This is a genomic window from Bradyrhizobium sp. (assembly GCF_004799445.1).
Classification (GTDB): domain Bacteria; phylum Pseudomonadota; class Alphaproteobacteria; order Rhizobiales; family Xanthobacteraceae; genus Bradyrhizobium.
This window is the reverse complement of the sequence record NZ_SSNA01000092.1, coordinates 1-15988: the sequence shown is the minus strand read 5'-3', so window position 1 is coordinate 15988 and position 15988 is coordinate 1. Positions and strand designations below refer to the sequence as shown.

At 61.5% G+C, this 15988-nt stretch carries 15 protein-coding genes; 2 read left to right on the top strand and 13 right to left on the bottom strand.

Going from position 1 to position 15988, the window contains the following annotated elements; all coding sequences use genetic code 11:
- Positions 1 to 284, bottom strand: a 284-nt coding sequence (locus E8A46_RS12490; RefSeq protein ID WP_291560966.1) for a DUF2304 domain-containing protein, incomplete at its 3' end; no start/stop codon positions are given.
- Positions 281 to 967 carry a glycosyltransferase family 2 protein gene (locus tag E8A46_RS12485; protein WP_291560964.1) on the bottom strand — a complete coding sequence of 229 codons (687 nt, stop codon included), beginning with the start codon at positions 965 to 967 and terminating at the stop codon, positions 281 to 283. The genes E8A46_RS12485 and E8A46_RS12490, both read right to left, overlap by 4 nt.
- A 180-nt stretch (positions 968 to 1147) precedes the next feature.
- Between E8A46_RS12485 and E8A46_RS12480 the strand changes: the two genes are divergently transcribed.
- Positions 1148 to 1282: a hypothetical protein gene (locus tag E8A46_RS12480; protein WP_291560963.1), complete on the top strand. Its 135-nt coding sequence runs from the start codon at positions 1148 to 1150 to the stop codon at positions 1280 to 1282.
- 33 nt (positions 1283 to 1315) lie between these two features.
- Here E8A46_RS12480 and E8A46_RS12475 read toward each other — a convergent pair whose 3' ends face one another.
- The 10 genes from E8A46_RS12475 to E8A46_RS12430 form a co-directional block, all read right to left on the bottom strand.
- Positions 1316 to 2323 carry a class I SAM-dependent methyltransferase gene (locus E8A46_RS12475; RefSeq protein WP_291560961.1) on the bottom strand — a complete coding sequence of 336 codons (1008 nt, stop codon included), beginning with the start codon at positions 2321 to 2323 and terminating at the stop codon, positions 1316 to 1318.
- Between the two features lie 1716 nt (positions 2324 to 4039).
- Positions 4040 to 4645: a YdeI/OmpD-associated family protein gene (locus tag E8A46_RS12470; protein ID WP_291560958.1), complete on the bottom strand. Its 606-nt coding sequence runs from the start codon at positions 4643 to 4645 to the stop codon at positions 4040 to 4042.
- A 227-nt stretch (positions 4646 to 4872) separates the two neighbouring features.
- Entirely contained in the window at positions 4873 to 6414 is a 1542-nt protein-coding gene (locus tag E8A46_RS12465; protein ID WP_291560956.1) for a class I adenylate-forming enzyme family protein, read from the bottom strand.
- Positions 6415 to 6430: 16 nt separating this feature from the next.
- Positions 6431 to 7180, bottom strand: coding sequence for an SDR family oxidoreductase (locus E8A46_RS12460; protein WP_291560954.1), 750 nt, complete (start codon positions 7178 to 7180; stop codon positions 6431 to 6433).
- Entirely contained in the window at positions 7177 to 9576 is a 2400-nt protein-coding gene (locus E8A46_RS12455) for a xanthine dehydrogenase family protein molybdopterin-binding subunit (protein ID WP_291560953.1), read from the bottom strand. Before E8A46_RS12455 ends, E8A46_RS12460 begins: the two co-directional genes overlap by 4 nt.
- The gene (locus E8A46_RS12450) at positions 9569 to 10330 is read right to left on the bottom strand and encodes an N-acyl homoserine lactonase family protein (RefSeq protein ID WP_291560951.1); all 762 of its coding nucleotides are present in this window, start codon (positions 10328 to 10330) and stop codon (positions 9569 to 9571) included. Before E8A46_RS12450 ends, E8A46_RS12455 begins: the two co-directional genes overlap by 8 nt.
- Complete coding sequence (locus E8A46_RS12445) at positions 10327 to 10800, bottom strand: (2Fe-2S)-binding protein (RefSeq protein WP_291560968.1); 474 nt, start codon at positions 10798 to 10800, stop codon at positions 10327 to 10329. Before E8A46_RS12445 ends, E8A46_RS12450 begins: the two co-directional genes overlap by 4 nt.
- A gap of 2 nt (positions 10801 to 10802) precedes the next feature.
- Complete coding sequence (locus E8A46_RS12440; RefSeq protein ID WP_291560948.1) at positions 10803 to 11678, bottom strand: FAD binding domain-containing protein; 876 nt, start codon at positions 11676 to 11678, stop codon at positions 10803 to 10805.
- Positions 11679 to 11736: 58 nt separating this feature from the next.
- Entirely contained in the window at positions 11737 to 12510 is a 774-nt protein-coding gene (locus tag E8A46_RS12435; RefSeq protein ID WP_291560945.1) for an enoyl-CoA hydratase-related protein, read from the bottom strand.
- A 217-nt stretch (positions 12511 to 12727) separates the two neighbouring features.
- Entirely contained in the window at positions 12728 to 12961 is a 234-nt protein-coding gene (locus E8A46_RS12430; RefSeq protein ID WP_291560943.1) for a hypothetical protein, read from the bottom strand.
- Positions 12962 to 13487: 526 nt separating this feature from the next.
- Between E8A46_RS12430 and E8A46_RS12425 the strand changes: the two genes are divergently transcribed.
- A complete protein-coding gene (locus tag E8A46_RS12425; protein ID WP_291560940.1) occupies positions 13488 to 13742 on the top strand; it encodes a hypothetical protein in 255 nt (84 codons plus the stop codon).
- A gap of 74 nt (positions 13743 to 13816) precedes the next feature.
- On the opposite strand, the gene E8A46_RS12420 is transcribed toward E8A46_RS12425, so the two are convergent.
- Positions 13817 to 15988, bottom strand: a 2172-nt coding sequence (locus E8A46_RS12420) for a molybdopterin cofactor-binding domain-containing protein (RefSeq protein ID WP_291560938.1), incomplete at its 5' end; no start/stop codon positions are given.

The following is a 15988-nucleotide window of genomic DNA, read 5'->3' as shown; positions in this document are numbered from 1 at the left end:
GCCAGTACGGTGATCAGCTCCATATGCGCGCGCAGCTTGAGGTGGAGATTGAGTAGAAGGAGCAGACTGATCACGATCCAGATATAGATAATGAGGTCGACACCGCGGCCGATGCCGACGAAATCTGCAAGGCGGGTCGCGTGCGAAGGAACCCAGACGAAATAGAGCCCGCCGACCGCAGCGAGCACGGCGATGAGCCCGACTGCCGGCGAACGCCGGTACTCGGTCAAAGCATAGAGCAAAATGCCAAGCAAAAATGCAGTGAGGATGAGCTGCGCAATCATCGGTGGAGCCTCCGCGCGAACAGGTCTACCAGGATCATCAGTGTGTCGCCAAGCGTTTGACCTTTGGCGAGCGAATAGGCGCTGTACTCGATCCTCACAGGCGCTTCGACGTAATTGAGTCCGCTGGCAGCGATCTGGTGAAGAATCTCAGAGGCGTGGGCCATCCGATTTTGGCGAAGGTTGATGCTGCTCGCACCCCGGCGCGTCATCGCGCGCAGGCCGTTGTGGGTGTCGGTGACGCGCAATCCGGTTGTGAGGCGCGTGAACAAGGTCGCCGCCTTGAGCAGCATGCGCCGCGACAGCGGCTGGTTGAGCGAAGTCCCAAGGAAACGGCTGCCGAGCGCGAAATCGGCGCCTTGCCTGGCCAACGCATCGATCAGTACGGCGATGTCGGCGGCGCGGTGCTGCCCATCGGCATCGAACGTCACGATGACGTCAGCCCCCTCGCTAAGCGCGAAATCGATGGCGGTTTGAAGTGCGGCGCCCTGCCCTAAATTGAGGGAATGTCGCACCACGATACAACCTGCTTCAGCGGCAACGGCGCCTGTCGCGTCGGTCGAGCCATCATCGACGACGAGGGCGCGATATCCAGCGCGCTTGACGTCGGCGACGACGCTCGCGATCACCGGTGCCTCATTGTAGGCAGCGATGACAACCCATACTTGCGGCTCCTGCGACGTCATCGATTATCCCGCAATGAAGAAAAGACCACACAAAATCAGCACGATGCAGTCGCATCGACAACGGTTCGGCAGCCAAGCGCTGGCGCAAGCGCAAATGCAAGCGCGAGGAACGAATAGGCGCGCGAGAACTGGTTAAAGCTCAGGATCCACACTCACAGAACGGTCAGCGCGGCGTAGAGAATGATCGCAACGAAAAAATTACCCGTTGAGCAGAAAGCCGGCGATCCGCTCGGCGAGCGGACCATCGCCACCCCCCACAGCGCCGAGTTTGAACAGCAGCTGGCAGCCAGCCGTGGTCGCCTGCATAGGCCATGAGCGCGGCAACTTGGCTCAGCGAAAGACGATCGCTCATCGGCTTGGCTTCCGCAGCACGACGCGCATGGCATCGAATAAGTTGACCGGCAGCCCCAGCCGGTTTGATATCGCTATGCGTTTGGGTCTAAGGCCAGACATGCGTGTGAGCTGAAAACTGATTAGCGACAATGGCACAACTTTCCATGGATGGTCGAGATGTTCGACTTCGAGACCGAGGGAGGTCGCCATGGCCTGCATGCTCGCCTGCGAAAAGAACCATAGGTGCTGCGGCGGTGTCATCAGCCGCCAGTGCGCCCCGGCAACTCTTGAATACAGCGAGCCAAAATCTCCCGTGGTAATCACGATAATCCCACCGGGGTCGAGATGATTCACGAGGAGCGCGATTGTGTCGCGAGGGGATGGCAAGTGCTCGATAACGTCGAGCAACACGATAACGTCGGTTGTGCCGAGCCGCCCAAGAAGGGTCTCGTCGGCTTGACCGGTGAACACGTTCAAGCCTGATCGTCGGCAGTGTTCGGCGGCGTCTTCGGCAAGCTCGATCCCTGACACATCGAAGAAGCGCTTTGCTTCCTCCAGAAAAAAACCGTAGGCGCATCCGACGTCAAGCAATCGCCCGGAAGCGCGGAACTTTCGGATGAACTCCACGGTTCCTGCAAACTCACGGCGAAGGATGTTTTCCGTGCCGATATAATCCGCGTAGCCGTCGGGACGCTTCCCGGAAAAATAGTCGCTGGTATAATAGCTCTCCGGGTCGAAGCCCATCGTCTCAGCTCGCCCGAGACCGCATTGCTCACAACGCAGGATGTCGCAGCCGTTCTTCCTATAAAGAAATCGATGGACGCTCGCCTGGCCGCAAGCCAGACACACTTGCGAACGATCTCGGACCCTTGATTCCAAGACCTCGTGGTTTTTGGTGCTCAGGGTCGCAATGGCAGTGGCGCCCTCTTCGACGCGATCAAAGGTTGCGACCGAGCCGCGCAGGTCCTCGGGGCCTGTACGCCCTTTCGAGTCTTCGGAATGCTGCGTGCGCTCTTCAGGCACCTATGCGCCGTCCCGTTGGAGGACTTGCTTGAAGTGGATCCCACGTCCCCATGCAAAGCTTACTACTGAGTTGGATGTCGATCAATCAAGCTTTTCCTTGTTGCGATTGACCTGATGAATCCGCAGAACCCTTGTCCGCGCTGTGGCCGGTCCGGCTTTGGACGTGCAGACGTGACGTCTGGAAGGCAGTGTCCTTTGTCCGCTCCTGGCACGTTTGAGACATGCCGATCACCTCTGACGATGTCCGTTTCCGGGGGAAGACCAGAAGTCGCCGGACGACTGTCAAAACGACGCGAATGACCCGGACCGGACATCAGCATGACGGGTCGGCATCTGGCCTTGGTCGCTCCGGAATTGATCCGCATCAATTCAATCCGTTAATCTTAGCCCTAAATTCAACTCACGATGCAAAGGAGCTGTCCATGATCTCTCCTAGAGTGGGCGCGGCACCTGCTGAATTTCCGCAAAAAAGAGATGGGCTCGCCGACAAAGGTGACCATGGTCCGATGTCACAGCAGGATGCTGTGGGCTCTCACGGTCATGAGATGTATTCGCAAGAATTTGTGCGGTTGGTCGGCTGTCATGGTTCAGGAAAACACGAGATAACGTATCGTCTGCACTAGTCCCAGCGGCAGAACTGACGATCTGACGACGGTGGCTGTAGGCCGCGGTTATCCGGTGCACGCGAGTAACTAATAGACGATCTGCGGTGAAATAGGGCAGGCTGCATACATCAACCGTCGGTCTGCCTACAATGTCGTCTTGAACTATATCGTGCGGGAGGTCTTCGATCATCAGGCGAGGCCATTGACTGGCCACCGGGCGATATATCGCTCGCCGCCGGTCTTCCCCTCGTTACCCCTGTCGGCTTCACCCGGCAGGGGCACTCGCTTCACAATCACGGCAAGAAAAAGAGCAGCCTTAAAGTCTGTGATAGCTGGGGCGTCAATGGCTTCTACAGCGGACGATACCGACAGCGCGTAATTAAATGTCAACGGAGGCCCTCCGTGGAACATCGCGGCATCAGTTTCTCGGTGGTCGAAATGAGCTTTCCGCGCGGTTGGAAATGGACCGTAGGAAAGAGCAAAACGGTTACGGTCGGCGTTTGCGCCACCAGACTAGATGCGGTCCGTCAGGCTCAAACCTTTATAGACGCAGTTGTAGATTGCGCAGCGTAAACCACCGCGGCTCAAAGCGGATTTTCAAAGTCGTTTGGGCGATTTTGTAGGCACTAGTCAGCGAGTGTATTCAGCCGAGCTTGTGGCGGACACCGCAACTAACGTTTTCTGATGAGCTTTTGGGCCGCAAGCTGGGCGTCAGACTCGGACGCGCAGTCATCTGGCGTCACGATGCTATGCACCTGCGCGCCATTGACGACATTTCCAGTGCGCGCCTTCCGGGTAACGGCGGCACGCCAGTGCCCCGGTTTTCGTTCGTAGGTAACTATCGAATATTCCGAAATGTCAGCCATTGAATCACCTCGGAAGACAGGCTCGCGCCTGCAAATCCGCGTTGTCAACGGCTGAAAGAGATTCCATCGGTCTTAGTGCCAGAAGGCTGGCGACTTCCGTTGGTGGCACCGAACGGACATGCAAGGCGGCCTGAGGACGTCTGCTCCTGAGGTTAGAGCGGACATGCCGAACTGGCGCGGCCACTTCCGTTTTTGACCCGGAACGGACCTCGCGCCGCTTTGGTTTTAGGTGCAGAAATCAAGAATTATGAATTCGAGGAACGTTTGACGCTGCGCGGATGGATCGTTTCGCCGCGACGAAGCATAGCCAAGAGTTCCGTGATCTTCTCCGCACGCTTCTCGGCAGTCTTTGCTTGGTGAACCCGATAGATAATGCCGTAGCGATTCGCCGAGTCCAAAGCGTCAAACACCTTACGAACCCGTGGATCATCATCCAGCGCTGCCTCCAAATCAGCGTGGGGAGCGGCCGTGCTCTGCGATGGGTACGCGGCTTCCCATCGCCCGTCCGCTTTTGCCGCGTCAACCTGCGCCAGCCCTTGTTGTGTCATCTGGCCGGACACGATCAGCCGCTCGGCGCGTTCACAGTTTATTTTCGACCAAGCGCTCTTTGGTTTCCGTGGCGTGAAACGCGTCTTGAAGTAAAACTCATCTACACGTCCCAACTGCCCATCAATCCAACCATGCGCGAGGGCAAGGTCTATGGCGTCCGACTTGCTAATTGTTGCCTCTGCCGCCCCTTTCTTGGCGAATTTTAACCAAGCACCCTGAGAGTTGCGGGGCTGGGCTGCCAACCAACGCTTAAATGCCGATGGGCTTGAGAAACTCAGAAGGGGAAGTTTGTCAGAGAGCATAGCATCATGATAGCATGTCGCCCTGCAATTCAACCAGATTGGGTAGTGGAAGATAGGCGTCCTTGAAGCTGAAGCTGCCTTCCACGGTGTTCTTCTTCGGTCATCGCTCGTTCCGGGGGCCGCCTCAGTTGGCGGCTTCTTTCATAGCATCCCAAGCGTTTAATGTCGTCTATTGGCAGCACGAAGCCGACATGCCGATGCCGTCGCTGCGAGGGAGAAGACACAGATCAATTCCCCTTCAGCGCCTCGACCAGCTTGAAGCGCATGATCTTGCCGGAGCCGGTGCGCGGAATTTCCGAGACGATATGGGTCGCTTCGGGAATCTTGTAGGACGACAGGCTAAGGCGGCAATGTGCCAGCAGCGATTCGATATCTAGCTCGTTCTTCCCAGCGACCACGAACAGATACGGCACCTCGCCGAGCGTTGCGTGCGGCACGCCGACCACGGCGCAATCGATCACTTCCGGATGAAGGATCGCGACTTCCTCGATTTCCGCCGGCGCGATGTTCTGTCCACCCCTGATGATCAATTCCTTGATCCGTCCGGTGATCGTCAGATAACCGTTGGGATCGGATTTCGCGAGATCGCCGGTGTGGTACCAGCCTTTCCGCAACGCCGATGCGGTTTCCGCGGGCTTGTTGTGGTAGCCCTGCATCAGGTTCGGCCCGCGCACGATCAGCTCGCCCTCGGCGCCGATCGGCAGATCTTCCAGCGTTATCGGATCGACGATGCGGACCGCAAGACCCGGCACCGGAATCCCGCACGATCCCATCACGCGCGCCCCTCGCATCCAGTTCATCGTGACCATGGTCGATGTCTCGGTAATGCCGTAGCCGTCAAGCAGCAGCGTGCCGAAATGCGCCTCGAACGAGCGGTTCAAGCTCGCAGGCATGATCGCGCCGGCGGAGATGCATAGCCGCGTGTTGCCCAGCCGGCGGATGCCGGATTCCTGGGCGCGCTGCAACAGATAATGGAACATGGTGGGCACGCCGGGAAACAGCGTATATTTCCCGGTTTGCAGCAGCTCTAGCACCTGCTGCGGCGAAAACCGTTCCATGATGTGTTCGCTGGCTCCCGCGGCGAGCACCGAGAGCACCGAGAGATTGAGCGCGTAGGAATGAAACAGGGGAAGCGGCGACAGCACGACGTCCTTGTCGCTGAGATCGCAGATCGGCGCCCAGCACGCCGCCGCAATCCATAGCATCCCGCGCACCGACAGCAGCACGCCCTTGGCGCGGCCGGTGGTGCCCGAGGTATAGATGATGAAGGACGAGCGATCGATATCGGCCGGATCGAGCGCGCCTTCGGTGTTGCCTTGCGCGAGTTCGTCGAGGCTCAGGCCGGCTTGCCTTGCCGCCGCACCGGCAAACACCAGCGAAACGGCACCGGCCGAACCCGCTGTCAGTTTTCCGACAAGCTCGCCGCGGACCGGTGTGGTGATCACCAGACCGCAATCGGCGTCGGACAGCCGATAGGCGATCTCGGCTTCGGCGGCGTCATAACTGATGGGAACGATCACAGCACCTGCGCGCAGGCCCGCTAGGCAGGCCTCGATCCAGTCGACCCCGTTCGGCAGATAGATCGCGATGCGATCGCCTTCGCGCACACCATTGTTCGACATGCCGACGGCAATCGAAGCCGTGCGGCGCGCCAGCTGTCCGTAGGTGACCGACCTTACGGCGTCCCAGTAAGCGACCTTGTCCGGCCGCTCCCGCCGGTGCCGCTCCAGCAGTTCCGCTACCGGCGCGATCAGGCCTGTATGTAACATCGCTTTCCTCCGCCGCTCAGACCATGCTGAAGCCGCCGCTGATGCTGATGACTTGCCCGGTGATCCAGCTTCCCGCGTCGGATGCGAGCAACGCCACCATGGGCGCCACGTCCGACGGCTGGCCAAGGCGGCGGATCGCATAAGCCTTGACGAGCTTGTCGCGATTGGCCTCCACCCAGCCTTGCTCATGTGCGGACTCGATCAGGCCGAGCGAGATCGAATTGGCGGTGGTTCCGCTTCTTCCCATTTCCCGCGCCAGCGATTTCATCAGCGCGATGGTTCCCGCGCGCGCCGCAGCACCAATGGCAAGACCGGACTCGCCGACGCGGGAGGAATCTCCCATGATGGAAATGATCCGGCCGTGGCCCGAGGCTTCAAGCAAGGAAGCCGCCGCGTGGCAGCAATGGATCGCGCCGTAAAGGCAGGTATCGATCTGTTTGTGCCAGTCTTCCGGCGTGGTTTCGTTGAAGCGCTTGCGCAGCACAAGGCCGGCATTGTTGACGAGAATGTCGAGACCGCCGAAGTCCGACTTGACGGCGGCGACCATGCTTCGCACCGCTTCCAGGCTTGCGATGTCGGCGCCGTAAGACCTGGCCTTGCCGCCGGCCTTGGTGATTTCGGCGACGATGGCCTCCGCCTCGTCCTTCGAGGAATGATAATTTACCGCGACCGCAGCACCCGCCTCCGCAAGCGTCCTTGAAATCGCAGCACCGACATCGCGGCCGCCTCCGGTAACAAGGGCGACGCGTCCTTTTAGATCGTTCATTGTTTGCTTCCTTTCGCCTTGATGCGTGCCTGCTCCAGCAGCGCAAAAATCCGCTGCGGGGTCATGGGTAGAACCGAGATATCGATGTCGAACTCCGAGAGCGCATCCGCAATCGCGTTGGCAATCGCGGCCGGGGCGCCGATCGTTCCGCCCTCGCCCATGCCGCGAAAGCCGCCGGCAACCGCTGAACAGCTCTCGATATGAATGACGTCCATGTTTGGAACTTCCACGGCGGAAGGGATGACGTAGTCGACGAGGCTTGCGCTCAGGAGCTGGCCATCCTCGTCGTAGATCATTTCCTCGTAGAGTGCGGCACCTATGCCCTGCGCGACGCCGCCGTGAACCTGGCCGTCCACGATCATCGGGTTGATGATGCGGCCGCAGTCTTCGGCGACCAGATAGCTGTGTATCTTGACAAAGCAGGTCGCCGGATCGACCTCGAGAGCGACCAGATGCGTGGCACCCGCCGTCGTGCCATTGATGGGATCGTAGGTGTAACTCGCCTCGAGCTCCTGGCGCGCCTCGACCGGCAATGTCTTCATGTCGGAATAGACCGCCCTGGCGATCTGCCGGAAGGTCACCGCGCGATCGGTTCCGGTGACGGTGGCGCGCCCGTCATAGACGTCGATATCGCCAACACTCGCCTCCAGCAGATGCGAGGCCACCTTCTTGATTTTCTCCCGCAGCAGCTGCGAGGCGTGTTTCGCGGCACCGCCGCCGAGAACCGCGCTGCGGCTGGCGTAGGTGCCCGTCGACATCGGGACGCCATCGCTGTCGCCTTGGACCACGCGAATATCCCCAAAGCTTGCGCCGAGATCATCGGCGATGATCTGCGCCAGCGTCGTTTCCAGTCCCTGCCCGTGCGAGGCGACGCCAAAGGCGGCTGTGATCGAGCCGGTGGAATCGAGCCTGATCTTGGCGGTTTCCGAGCCGGTGTTGATCGGCATGCCGGGGGCGGCGGAAATACGCGAGCCTATCCCTGTCAGTTCGGCGTAGCTTGAAAGCCCGATGCCGAAATAACGCCCTTGCGCGCGCGCCGCGCGCTGCTGCTCGCGCAGCCTTTGATATTGGCCGGCTTGAGCCGCGGCCTCCAGGCATTCGACGAATCCGGTCTTGTCCCAGATGATTCCCGACGCAATCCGATACGGAAATTCATCCGCGCGCACCAGATTGCGCCGTCGTATTTCGAGCGGGTCGATCCCGAGCGCTTTGGCGCCCATGTCCATCAGGCGCTCGGTGACGAAGGCGGAAATCGGCCGGCCGACGCCGCGATAGGGTCCGGTCGGCGGCTTGTTGGTCGCGACCCCGCGCACCGCGCCGCGGTAGGACCTGATCCGGTAAGGGCCAGGAAGGAAGCTCACGACCTGGACCGGTTCGAGCGCGCAGGTCCAGGGATAGATCGAATAGGCGCCGACGTCGCCGATCACATCGGCTTCCAGCGCGATCACCACGCCATTCTCATCGAAGCCCATTTCGGCATCGACGATTTCAGCGAACGCCTGGCTCGAACTGGAAATGTCTTCGAGCCGGTCGGCCGTCCATTTGAGTGAGCGGCGCAATTTTCGCGCGGCCACGCAGAGCAGGATCTCCTCCGGATAAAGCGATCCCTTGGAGCCAAAGCTGCCGCCGACGTCGGGTGCTACGACCCGTAGCCGGTTGCCGGGCAGATCGAGCGATTCGGCCAGCGCATCCCGGACGATGCCGGGAACGTTCGAAGAGCTGTAGAGCGTGATCGACTCGCGCCGGCTTTCGAATTCGGCGCAGTAACTGCGGGGCTCGATGGCGAGCGGCGCCTTTCGCATCATCTGGAAGCGCGCGCGGACGCGGACATGGCAAGCCGCAAGCTCGGCGCGAACGTCGCCCTTCTTGAATTCCCTGGCGACCAGCACATTGGTCGCAGCTTCCTCATGAAGCAGCGGCGCGGCCGCGGAAACGGCAAATTCGGCATCCGCGACCGCGCCAAGAGGCGCATATTCGATGTCGATCAGTTCAATCGCGTCCTCGGCGAGGTAGCGATCCTCGGCGATGACGGCGACCACCGCTTCCCCGACATAGCGCACCTTCTTCGACGCCAGGGCCAGAATTGGCGTCGCGTAATAATTCGCCATCCGCGAAACCGGAATCACCGGCCGGTAATCGCCCGCGACGTCATCGGCGGTGAAGACGGCGACGACGCCCGGCGCGGCCCGCGCTTTTTCGGCATCGATCCTCACGATAGTCGCATGCGCCTGTTCGCTGCGGCGGAACGCAACGTGGAGCGCGCGATCCGGCTTGCGATCGGCGGTGTATTCGCCGTTGCCGGTCAACAGGCGCGGATCTTCGGTCCGCCTGATCGGCATCCCGACATGGCGCGGCCGCAGCAGGTCCGAGGTCTGGACGCTGTCGTCCTTACTCATACGCCTCCGCTCCCTTGCGTAAGCCTTGCCATTGCGCCTCATCATGGCCGCACACCACGGTGGCCCCGGACTTTTCGATCCGGCGGATCTCGGCAAAGGACTTCAGAAGCGCTTCGGCGTTCCAGGTATTGCGGGGCACGGTATCCGCATCGAGATTTTGCCGCAGGCTCACCGCGTCCGAGACCAGCAGGAACGAGCCATCGGAATCGAGATTGACTTTGGCCCCCATCGTCCCCGGCGTGTGGCCGGGCAGTGGAATCAGAACCAGTCTGCCGTCGCCAAACACGTCGCGCTCGCCATCCACGGCATCGGTCGTTTGCCCGTGGTCCCAGTCGGCACGCAGATAGCCGGCCGCCTCGGCTCCCGGCGCATTGGCCGCCTCGATCTCCCGGGCATGCACCAGGACGGTGGCCTTCCTGAAGAACTCGTTGCAACCGCAGTGATCGGGATGGAAGTGCGAATTGACGACGACATCGATATCGTCGGGGTTGACACCGACGCAGGCGAGACTGGGCAGCAGCGTATCCTCCGCGCGCATGATCGGCGTCATGACCTTCATCAGCGAGCCCCAGCGCTGTTCGCCGTGCTCGACGACGGACGGATGGCAGCCGGTGTCGAACAGCACGTTGCCCTGTTTGTGCCGGATCAGCGCGCTGGAGACGGGCGCCTCGAAGGTCTCGCTGCGATCGGCGGTCTTGTCATAGATGCTTTTCTTCAGGCGCACCCGGCCGGCGGAGAGAAAATGCAGCTTCATGTGGCGCTCCCGTTGCGCAAGACCGCGGCCGCCCGGATCGCGGCGACGATGTTTTGATAGCCGGTGCAACGGCAGAGATTGCCGGACAACCCCTCGCGGATCTCCTGATCGCTGGCCAATGGATATTTCTTCAGGAGATCCATCCCCGTGATCAGCATTCCCGGCGTGCAGAAGCCGCATTGCAGGCCGTGCTTGTCGCGAAACTCGGTCTGAAGCGCATTCAACTGATCCGGCGATCCCAGGCCTTCGACGGTCACGATATCAGCGCCATCGGCCCTGACGGCGAGCGTCAGGCAGGAGCGGACGCTGTCGCCGTTCACAAGGATGGTGCACGCCCCGCATACGCCGTGCTCGCAGCCGACATGAGTCCCCGTCAATCCAAGCGTGTCGCGCAGAAAGTCAGAAAGCAGCAGGCGCGGCTCGACGCGCGCCGCGTATTTCCTTCCGTTCACGGTGACAGCGATGTCCATCTTCACGGCTGCTCTCCCGCCGCGCGGGCCCAGGCCGCCGTGAACGCCTTTTCGGCCAGCGCGCCGATCAGATTTTTCCGGTATTCGGCGGAAACATGGATGTCATCCGAGGGCGACACGCAGGAGCGTACAACCTCGGCAAATTGCGCCGCGCTTTCGGCTCCGCGCTGTGCGCCCCGCAGCGCGTCCTCGGCCTTGCCGAGACGCCGCGGCGTGTCGGCCACCCCCATCACGGCGACCCGGGCGTCGGCGATCAGGCCATCGCGCTGCTCGAACGACACCGCGATACAGGCCAACGCAAAATCGCCGAAGCGGCGCGCGACTTCCTCAAAGGCCCAGCCGGTATGCGCCTTGGAAATCGGAAAATCGATCTCGAAGACGATCTCTTCCGGCTCGAGGCAATTGGCCAGCGCAGACACGAAAAATTCCTCGGCGGGGATTTCACGGCGGCCCTGCGGCCCCTGGGCCTTGATGACGGCCCCGTAAAACACGGCCAGCATCGGCAGCTCGGCCGCCGGGTCCGCGTGCGACAGGCTGCCGCCGATCGTGCCCCGATTGCGGATCGCAAGATGCGCCACATGCGGCATCGCCGCCGCCATGACTGGAAGCTGCGCCGCAATCAGGTCGGAAAATTCAAGGTCCGCGTGCCGCGTCAGGGCGCCGATCGCGACCATGTCGTCCCGAAGCTCGATGAAGGACAGACCGGGAATGCGCATGAGATCGACAACGACAGAGGGCCGGGTCATCCGGAAATTCAAAAGCGGCATCAGCGATTGCCCCCCGGCCATGACCTTGCCGTCGCCGTTCGCCGCTGCAAGCGCCCGCACCGCCGCCTCGAGGCTTTCGGGGACGACATAGTCGAACGCCGCAGGCTTCATTCTGCTTCTCCGGAAAGCCCGCTGAAACTCACCTTTGCTCTCCCATCAAGGCGCGACATCAGCGTCCGCGGAACCGGGGCGCCCGCTTCTCGATGAAGGCCCGCCTTCCTTCCCTGAAATCGTCGCTATCGGCGGCCTGATCGATCAGCCGTCGCGCGGCGACGACATCCAGCGCGCCCTCTGCCTGCGACAACCCATTCAGCATGTATTTCGCGCCGGCGATCGACAACGGCGCGTTGCGTGCCAATGTGCCGGCGAAGGCCAAAGCAGCGGAGACGGGGTCATCGCTAATCTCATCCACAAGACCCACCGACCGGGAGCGCTCGGCTTCGTACCGCTCGCCGGAATAGAGCATTCGCTTGGCATTTGCGATTCCGACAATCGCGAGCAGGCGCTGCACGCTTTTCACCCCGTACACGATCGAGAGCTTGGCGGAAGGGATTCCGAGCTTGGCCGTTCGGTCCGCGAAACGAAAATCGCAGGCAAGCGCCAGGTGACAGCCGCCGCCCAGGCAGTAACCGGAAATGGCTGATATAACCGGCTTGGGTATGTTTGCGATCGCCGCCGAGCACGCGTCCACCGCAACTTCATAGGCGGCGCTTTGATCCCTGTTCTCCCTGATCCGGTCGAACTCGGTCACGTCAGCGCCGACGCAGAAGTCCGCGCCCACGCCGGTCAGAACGATCGCGCGAATGGCCTCGTCGCTGGCGAGGTTCGAAAACACGCCGGCCAGTTCGCTCCACATGCTGAGCTTGACGGCGTTGCGCACCTCGGGCCGGTTAAGGCTCACAACGCCAATGTCGTCCTGCGCGGTAACGAGGATATCCGGCATTGCTACCCTTTTCCCACCCTTGGCCCGGCCCTTTGGGCCGGCTCTCTGGCCAATTCCCGGCTTGCGGTTTCCGGCTACGCCCAAACGACGGAGCACCTCCGCTGTATCGCAACAGCATTGCGTGTCTACCGCAATCTCGTGACTTGCATAAGTAGACTTATCGAGCGGTCGCCGTCAAGCTTGCGCTTGGGCACGCCAAGGCGGCCGGTCATTGACATCAAAGTGAATTGTCGCGAGACAAATCTGCCGTGGCGCGACGATTCAGTATCTCCAGTGTTTTGACATCGCCGCACGCGACGGCGTCGTCGACAAAGGCAACCAGGAGATCGGCCAGCGTCGCATAGTCCCACAGCTTCAGCCGGGCCGGGTCGAGCCAACCGATGAAAAAAATGTCGAGATAGCCGCGCTTCGCTTCGTGCGTTTCCACCCAGCTTGGTCCGGCGAGATTCACCGGATCGCTATCCCAATGGCAAACGACAAAACCCGAGGCCGCCTTTGCCAGAATGCCCCGTCCGTCCCGCGGGGCTTCGCTCATCGGGCGCAAGGATTGGCCAATGTCTCCCAGCACACGCTCAACATGGCGACTCATTCAACGCTTCCGACTTGCGAATGCCGGAGAACCGGCGGTGCCTCGCTTCCTGTTCCACACGGTCGTGGTTCAAGTATGGCGAGCCGAAAGAGCTGCGTAAAGCGAATCGACCATTCGCAGGCGCGCGGTGGTTGTGTCGCGGCCTGCGACCGCGTTCGACACGTCCCGACAGATCGCGAGCAATGGTTCGGCCGAACGCCACCCGGCGCGCAAACGAGAAAATTTCGTTCATGCCGACTTTCCGGGAATGCCCGCTTCGGTCAAAACCTCGCCTCGACGTCTAAGATTGTAACAAGCCCGCAAATCTGAGGCATTTTTGTGCGTGTTCCGCTGGAACGACGCGGAGTCCATGACGTTGCCCCCGAGTTCTACCCGGAGGAGAGATGAAATGAAGAAGTATTTGTTGATTGCCGCCGCCGTCGGTGCCCTGGCCGGGCCGGCGATGGCTGAGGAAGTTGGCGTACAGGTAGGCCCGGTTGGCGCCGGCGTCACCGTCGGCGAGAGCCACCGCGACTACGACCGGGATCGGGTGCGCGAGCGCACCGTGATCAAGGAGCGTGAGCCCGGTGAGCGAACCACCATTATCAAGAAGGATCATGGTGACGGCGTCGAAAGCAAGACCGTGATTCACGATCGTGACTAATACCAATTCGCCCGCGCGTTGATGAAACGCGCGGGCGAGGTTTTTAGGTATAACGCCGCGCCTGACGGCCCGCGTTACACCAGCTTGACGTTCTTGAGCGGCAGACTGCGAACCGGTTTGCCGGTCGCCGCATAGATCGCATTGAGCACCGACGGCGCCACGACGCAGATGGTCGGCTCGCCGATGCCGCCCCAGAAGTCGTAGGTCGGAACGATCGCTACCTCAACCTTCGGCATCTCGGCCAGACGCATGATCTCGTAAGTGTCGAAGTTGAGATTGGTCATTCGCCCGTTGGCGACCAGCATCTCGCCGTAGAGCGTTGCCGTCAGACCAAACGCCACCGACCCCTGGGCCTGGGCCTCGATCTGGCCGGGGTTGACGGCATGACCGCAATTGACCGCCAACGAGATGCGATGGACTTTCAGCTTTCCTTCCGGACTGACCGAAACCTCGGCGACCGCTGCCGAGTAGCTACCGTAGCCCATGAACTGCGCGATGCCGCGATAGCGGCCTTCAGGCAGCGGCTTGCCCCAATCACCTTTCTCGGCCGCGGCGTTGAGCACGGCGAGATGCTTGGGATGGTTCTTCATGAGCGCGCGGCGAAACTCGAGCGAATCCTTGCCCGCCGCCTTCGCCACTTCTTCCATGAAGCATTCCATGTAGACGGCGTTCTGGTTGGTGTTGACCCCGCGCCAGGGCCCGACCGGAACATGCGAATTGCGCATCGCATATTCGATCAGCAGATTGGGCACGTCGTAGCCAAGCTGCGCATCGCCCGGCGTGTCGTAGTAGCCCTGCAGCTGACGCATGTCCTTGCCGTCGACAATGCCCTTCGGATTGACCAGTGCATTGATCGACTGACCGGAGACGCGGACGTGCAGGCCCACGAGGTTGCCCGCGGCGTCGAGCCCGGCGGACATTTTACACTGTGAGATCGGGCGATAGAAATCGTGCGCCTGGTCCTCCTCGCGACTCCAGACCAACTTGATCGGTGTGTTGGGGAAGGCCTTGGCGATCTCGACCGCCTGGTGGACATAATCCTGCGTGCCGCCGCGCCGGCCAAAGCCGCCGCCGAGGTCATGGCGATGGATTTCGCATTTATCGAGCGGGATGCCGGAGCCTTCCGACAACGCCGCCAGCGACGCCTCGAGGTTTTGCGTAGGGACCCAGGCATCGGCCCGGTCGGCCGAGAGCATGACCGTGCAGTTCATCATCTCCAGCGGCGCGTGGGCGAGGAAAGGCGTCGAATAGACCGCCTCGATCTTCTTCGGAGCCTCGCTGATCGCCTTCAGCGCGTCGCCGTTCTGCCGTTCGCCATTGGTGGCGGTGGCGCTGAGGCCTTCCTTGAGCATTTCCGCGATCGTGGCACTTGATTGGGAGGCGTTCGGACCCTCGTCCCAGACGATCGGCAATGCCTCGAGCGCCTTCTTGGCGCGCCACCAGGTATCGGCGACCACCGCAACCGCGCTGTCCTTGACCCGCACCACTTTCTTCACGCCGGGCATGCCGGCGATCTTGCTCTCGTCGTAACTCCTGAGCTTGCCGCCGAATACCGGGCAGTCCTTGATGGCCGCGCACAGCATGCCCGGCAGTTTCAGATCGATGGCGAAGACCTTGCTGCCGTCGAGCTTGTCCGCGGTATCGAGCCGCTTGAGCGGCTTGCCGGCGATCTTCCAGTCCTTGGGATCCTTGAGCTTGATGGATTTGGCATCGGGCGGCGTCAGCTTGGCGGCCGCGGCTGCGACCTCGCCATAACGGAGCTGACGCTTGCTTGCCGCATGGGTGATGACGCCGTTGGAAACCGTCAGCTCGCCGACGGGGACATTCCATTGGTCGGCCGCGGCCTGCAGCAGCATCATGCGCGCCACAGCACCGCCACGCCGGACATAGTCCTGCGAGGTGCGGATGCCGCGGCTGCCGCCGGTGCCCATTTCGCCCCAGGCGCGTTTGCTGGCGAGGTTGCGGCCCGGCGTGATGCCTTCGGTCGTCACCTTGCTCCAGTCGCATTCGAGCTCTTCCGCCACCAACTGGGCAAGCCCGGTCAGCGTCCCCTGCCCCATCTCGGAGCGGGCGATGCGGATCACGCAGGTATCGTCGGGCTTGATCGCGACCCAGACGTTGATTTCGGTCGCAGCAGCGCCTTCTGCCAGCGCCTGTTCTGCGAACGGCACGCTCATCCCGACCGCCAGACCGCCGCCCGCGATTGCCGCCGAGCCGACGATGAAGGTACGGCGCGAGAGCGCTGT

What these genes read in the sequence shown, in the direction of transcription:
- E8A46_RS12485 (WP_291560964.1), bottom strand. Translation starts at nt 967, where the DNA reads ATGACGTCGCAGGAGCCGCAAGTATGGGTTGTCATCGCTGCCTACAAT.
- E8A46_RS12480 (WP_291560963.1), top strand. Translation starts at nt 1,148, where the DNA reads ATGATCGCAACGAAAAAATTACCCGTTGAGCAGAAAGCCGGCGATCCG.
- E8A46_RS12470 (WP_291560958.1), bottom strand. Translation starts at nt 4,645, where the DNA reads ATGCTCTCTGACAAACTTCCCCTTCTGAGTTTCTCAAGCCCATCGGCA.
- E8A46_RS12465 (WP_291560956.1), bottom strand. Translation starts at nt 6,414, where the DNA reads ATGTTACATACAGGCCTGATCGCGCCGGTAGCGGAACTGCTGGAGCGG.
- E8A46_RS12460 (WP_291560954.1), bottom strand. Translation starts at nt 7,180, where the DNA reads ATGAACGATCTAAAAGGACGCGTCGCCCTTGTTACCGGAGGCGGCCGC.
- E8A46_RS12455 (WP_291560953.1), bottom strand. Translation starts at nt 9,576, where the DNA reads ATGAGTAAGGACGACAGCGTCCAGACCTCGGACCTGCTGCGGCCGCGC.
- E8A46_RS12450 (WP_291560951.1), bottom strand. Translation starts at nt 10,330, where the DNA reads ATGAAGCTGCATTTTCTCTCCGCCGGCCGGGTGCGCCTGAAGAAAAGC.
- E8A46_RS12445 (WP_291560968.1), bottom strand. Translation starts at nt 10,800, where the DNA reads ATGGACATCGCTGTCACCGTGAACGGAAGGAAATACGCGGCGCGCGTC.
- E8A46_RS12440 (WP_291560948.1), bottom strand. Translation starts at nt 11,678, where the DNA reads ATGAAGCCTGCGGCGTTCGACTATGTCGTCCCCGAAAGCCTCGAGGCG.
- E8A46_RS12435 (WP_291560945.1), bottom strand. Translation starts at nt 12,510, where the DNA reads ATGCCGGATATCCTCGTTACCGCGCAGGACGACATTGGCGTTGTGAGC.
- E8A46_RS12425 (WP_291560940.1), top strand. Translation starts at nt 13,488, where the DNA reads ATGAAGAAGTATTTGTTGATTGCCGCCGCCGTCGGTGCCCTGGCCGGG.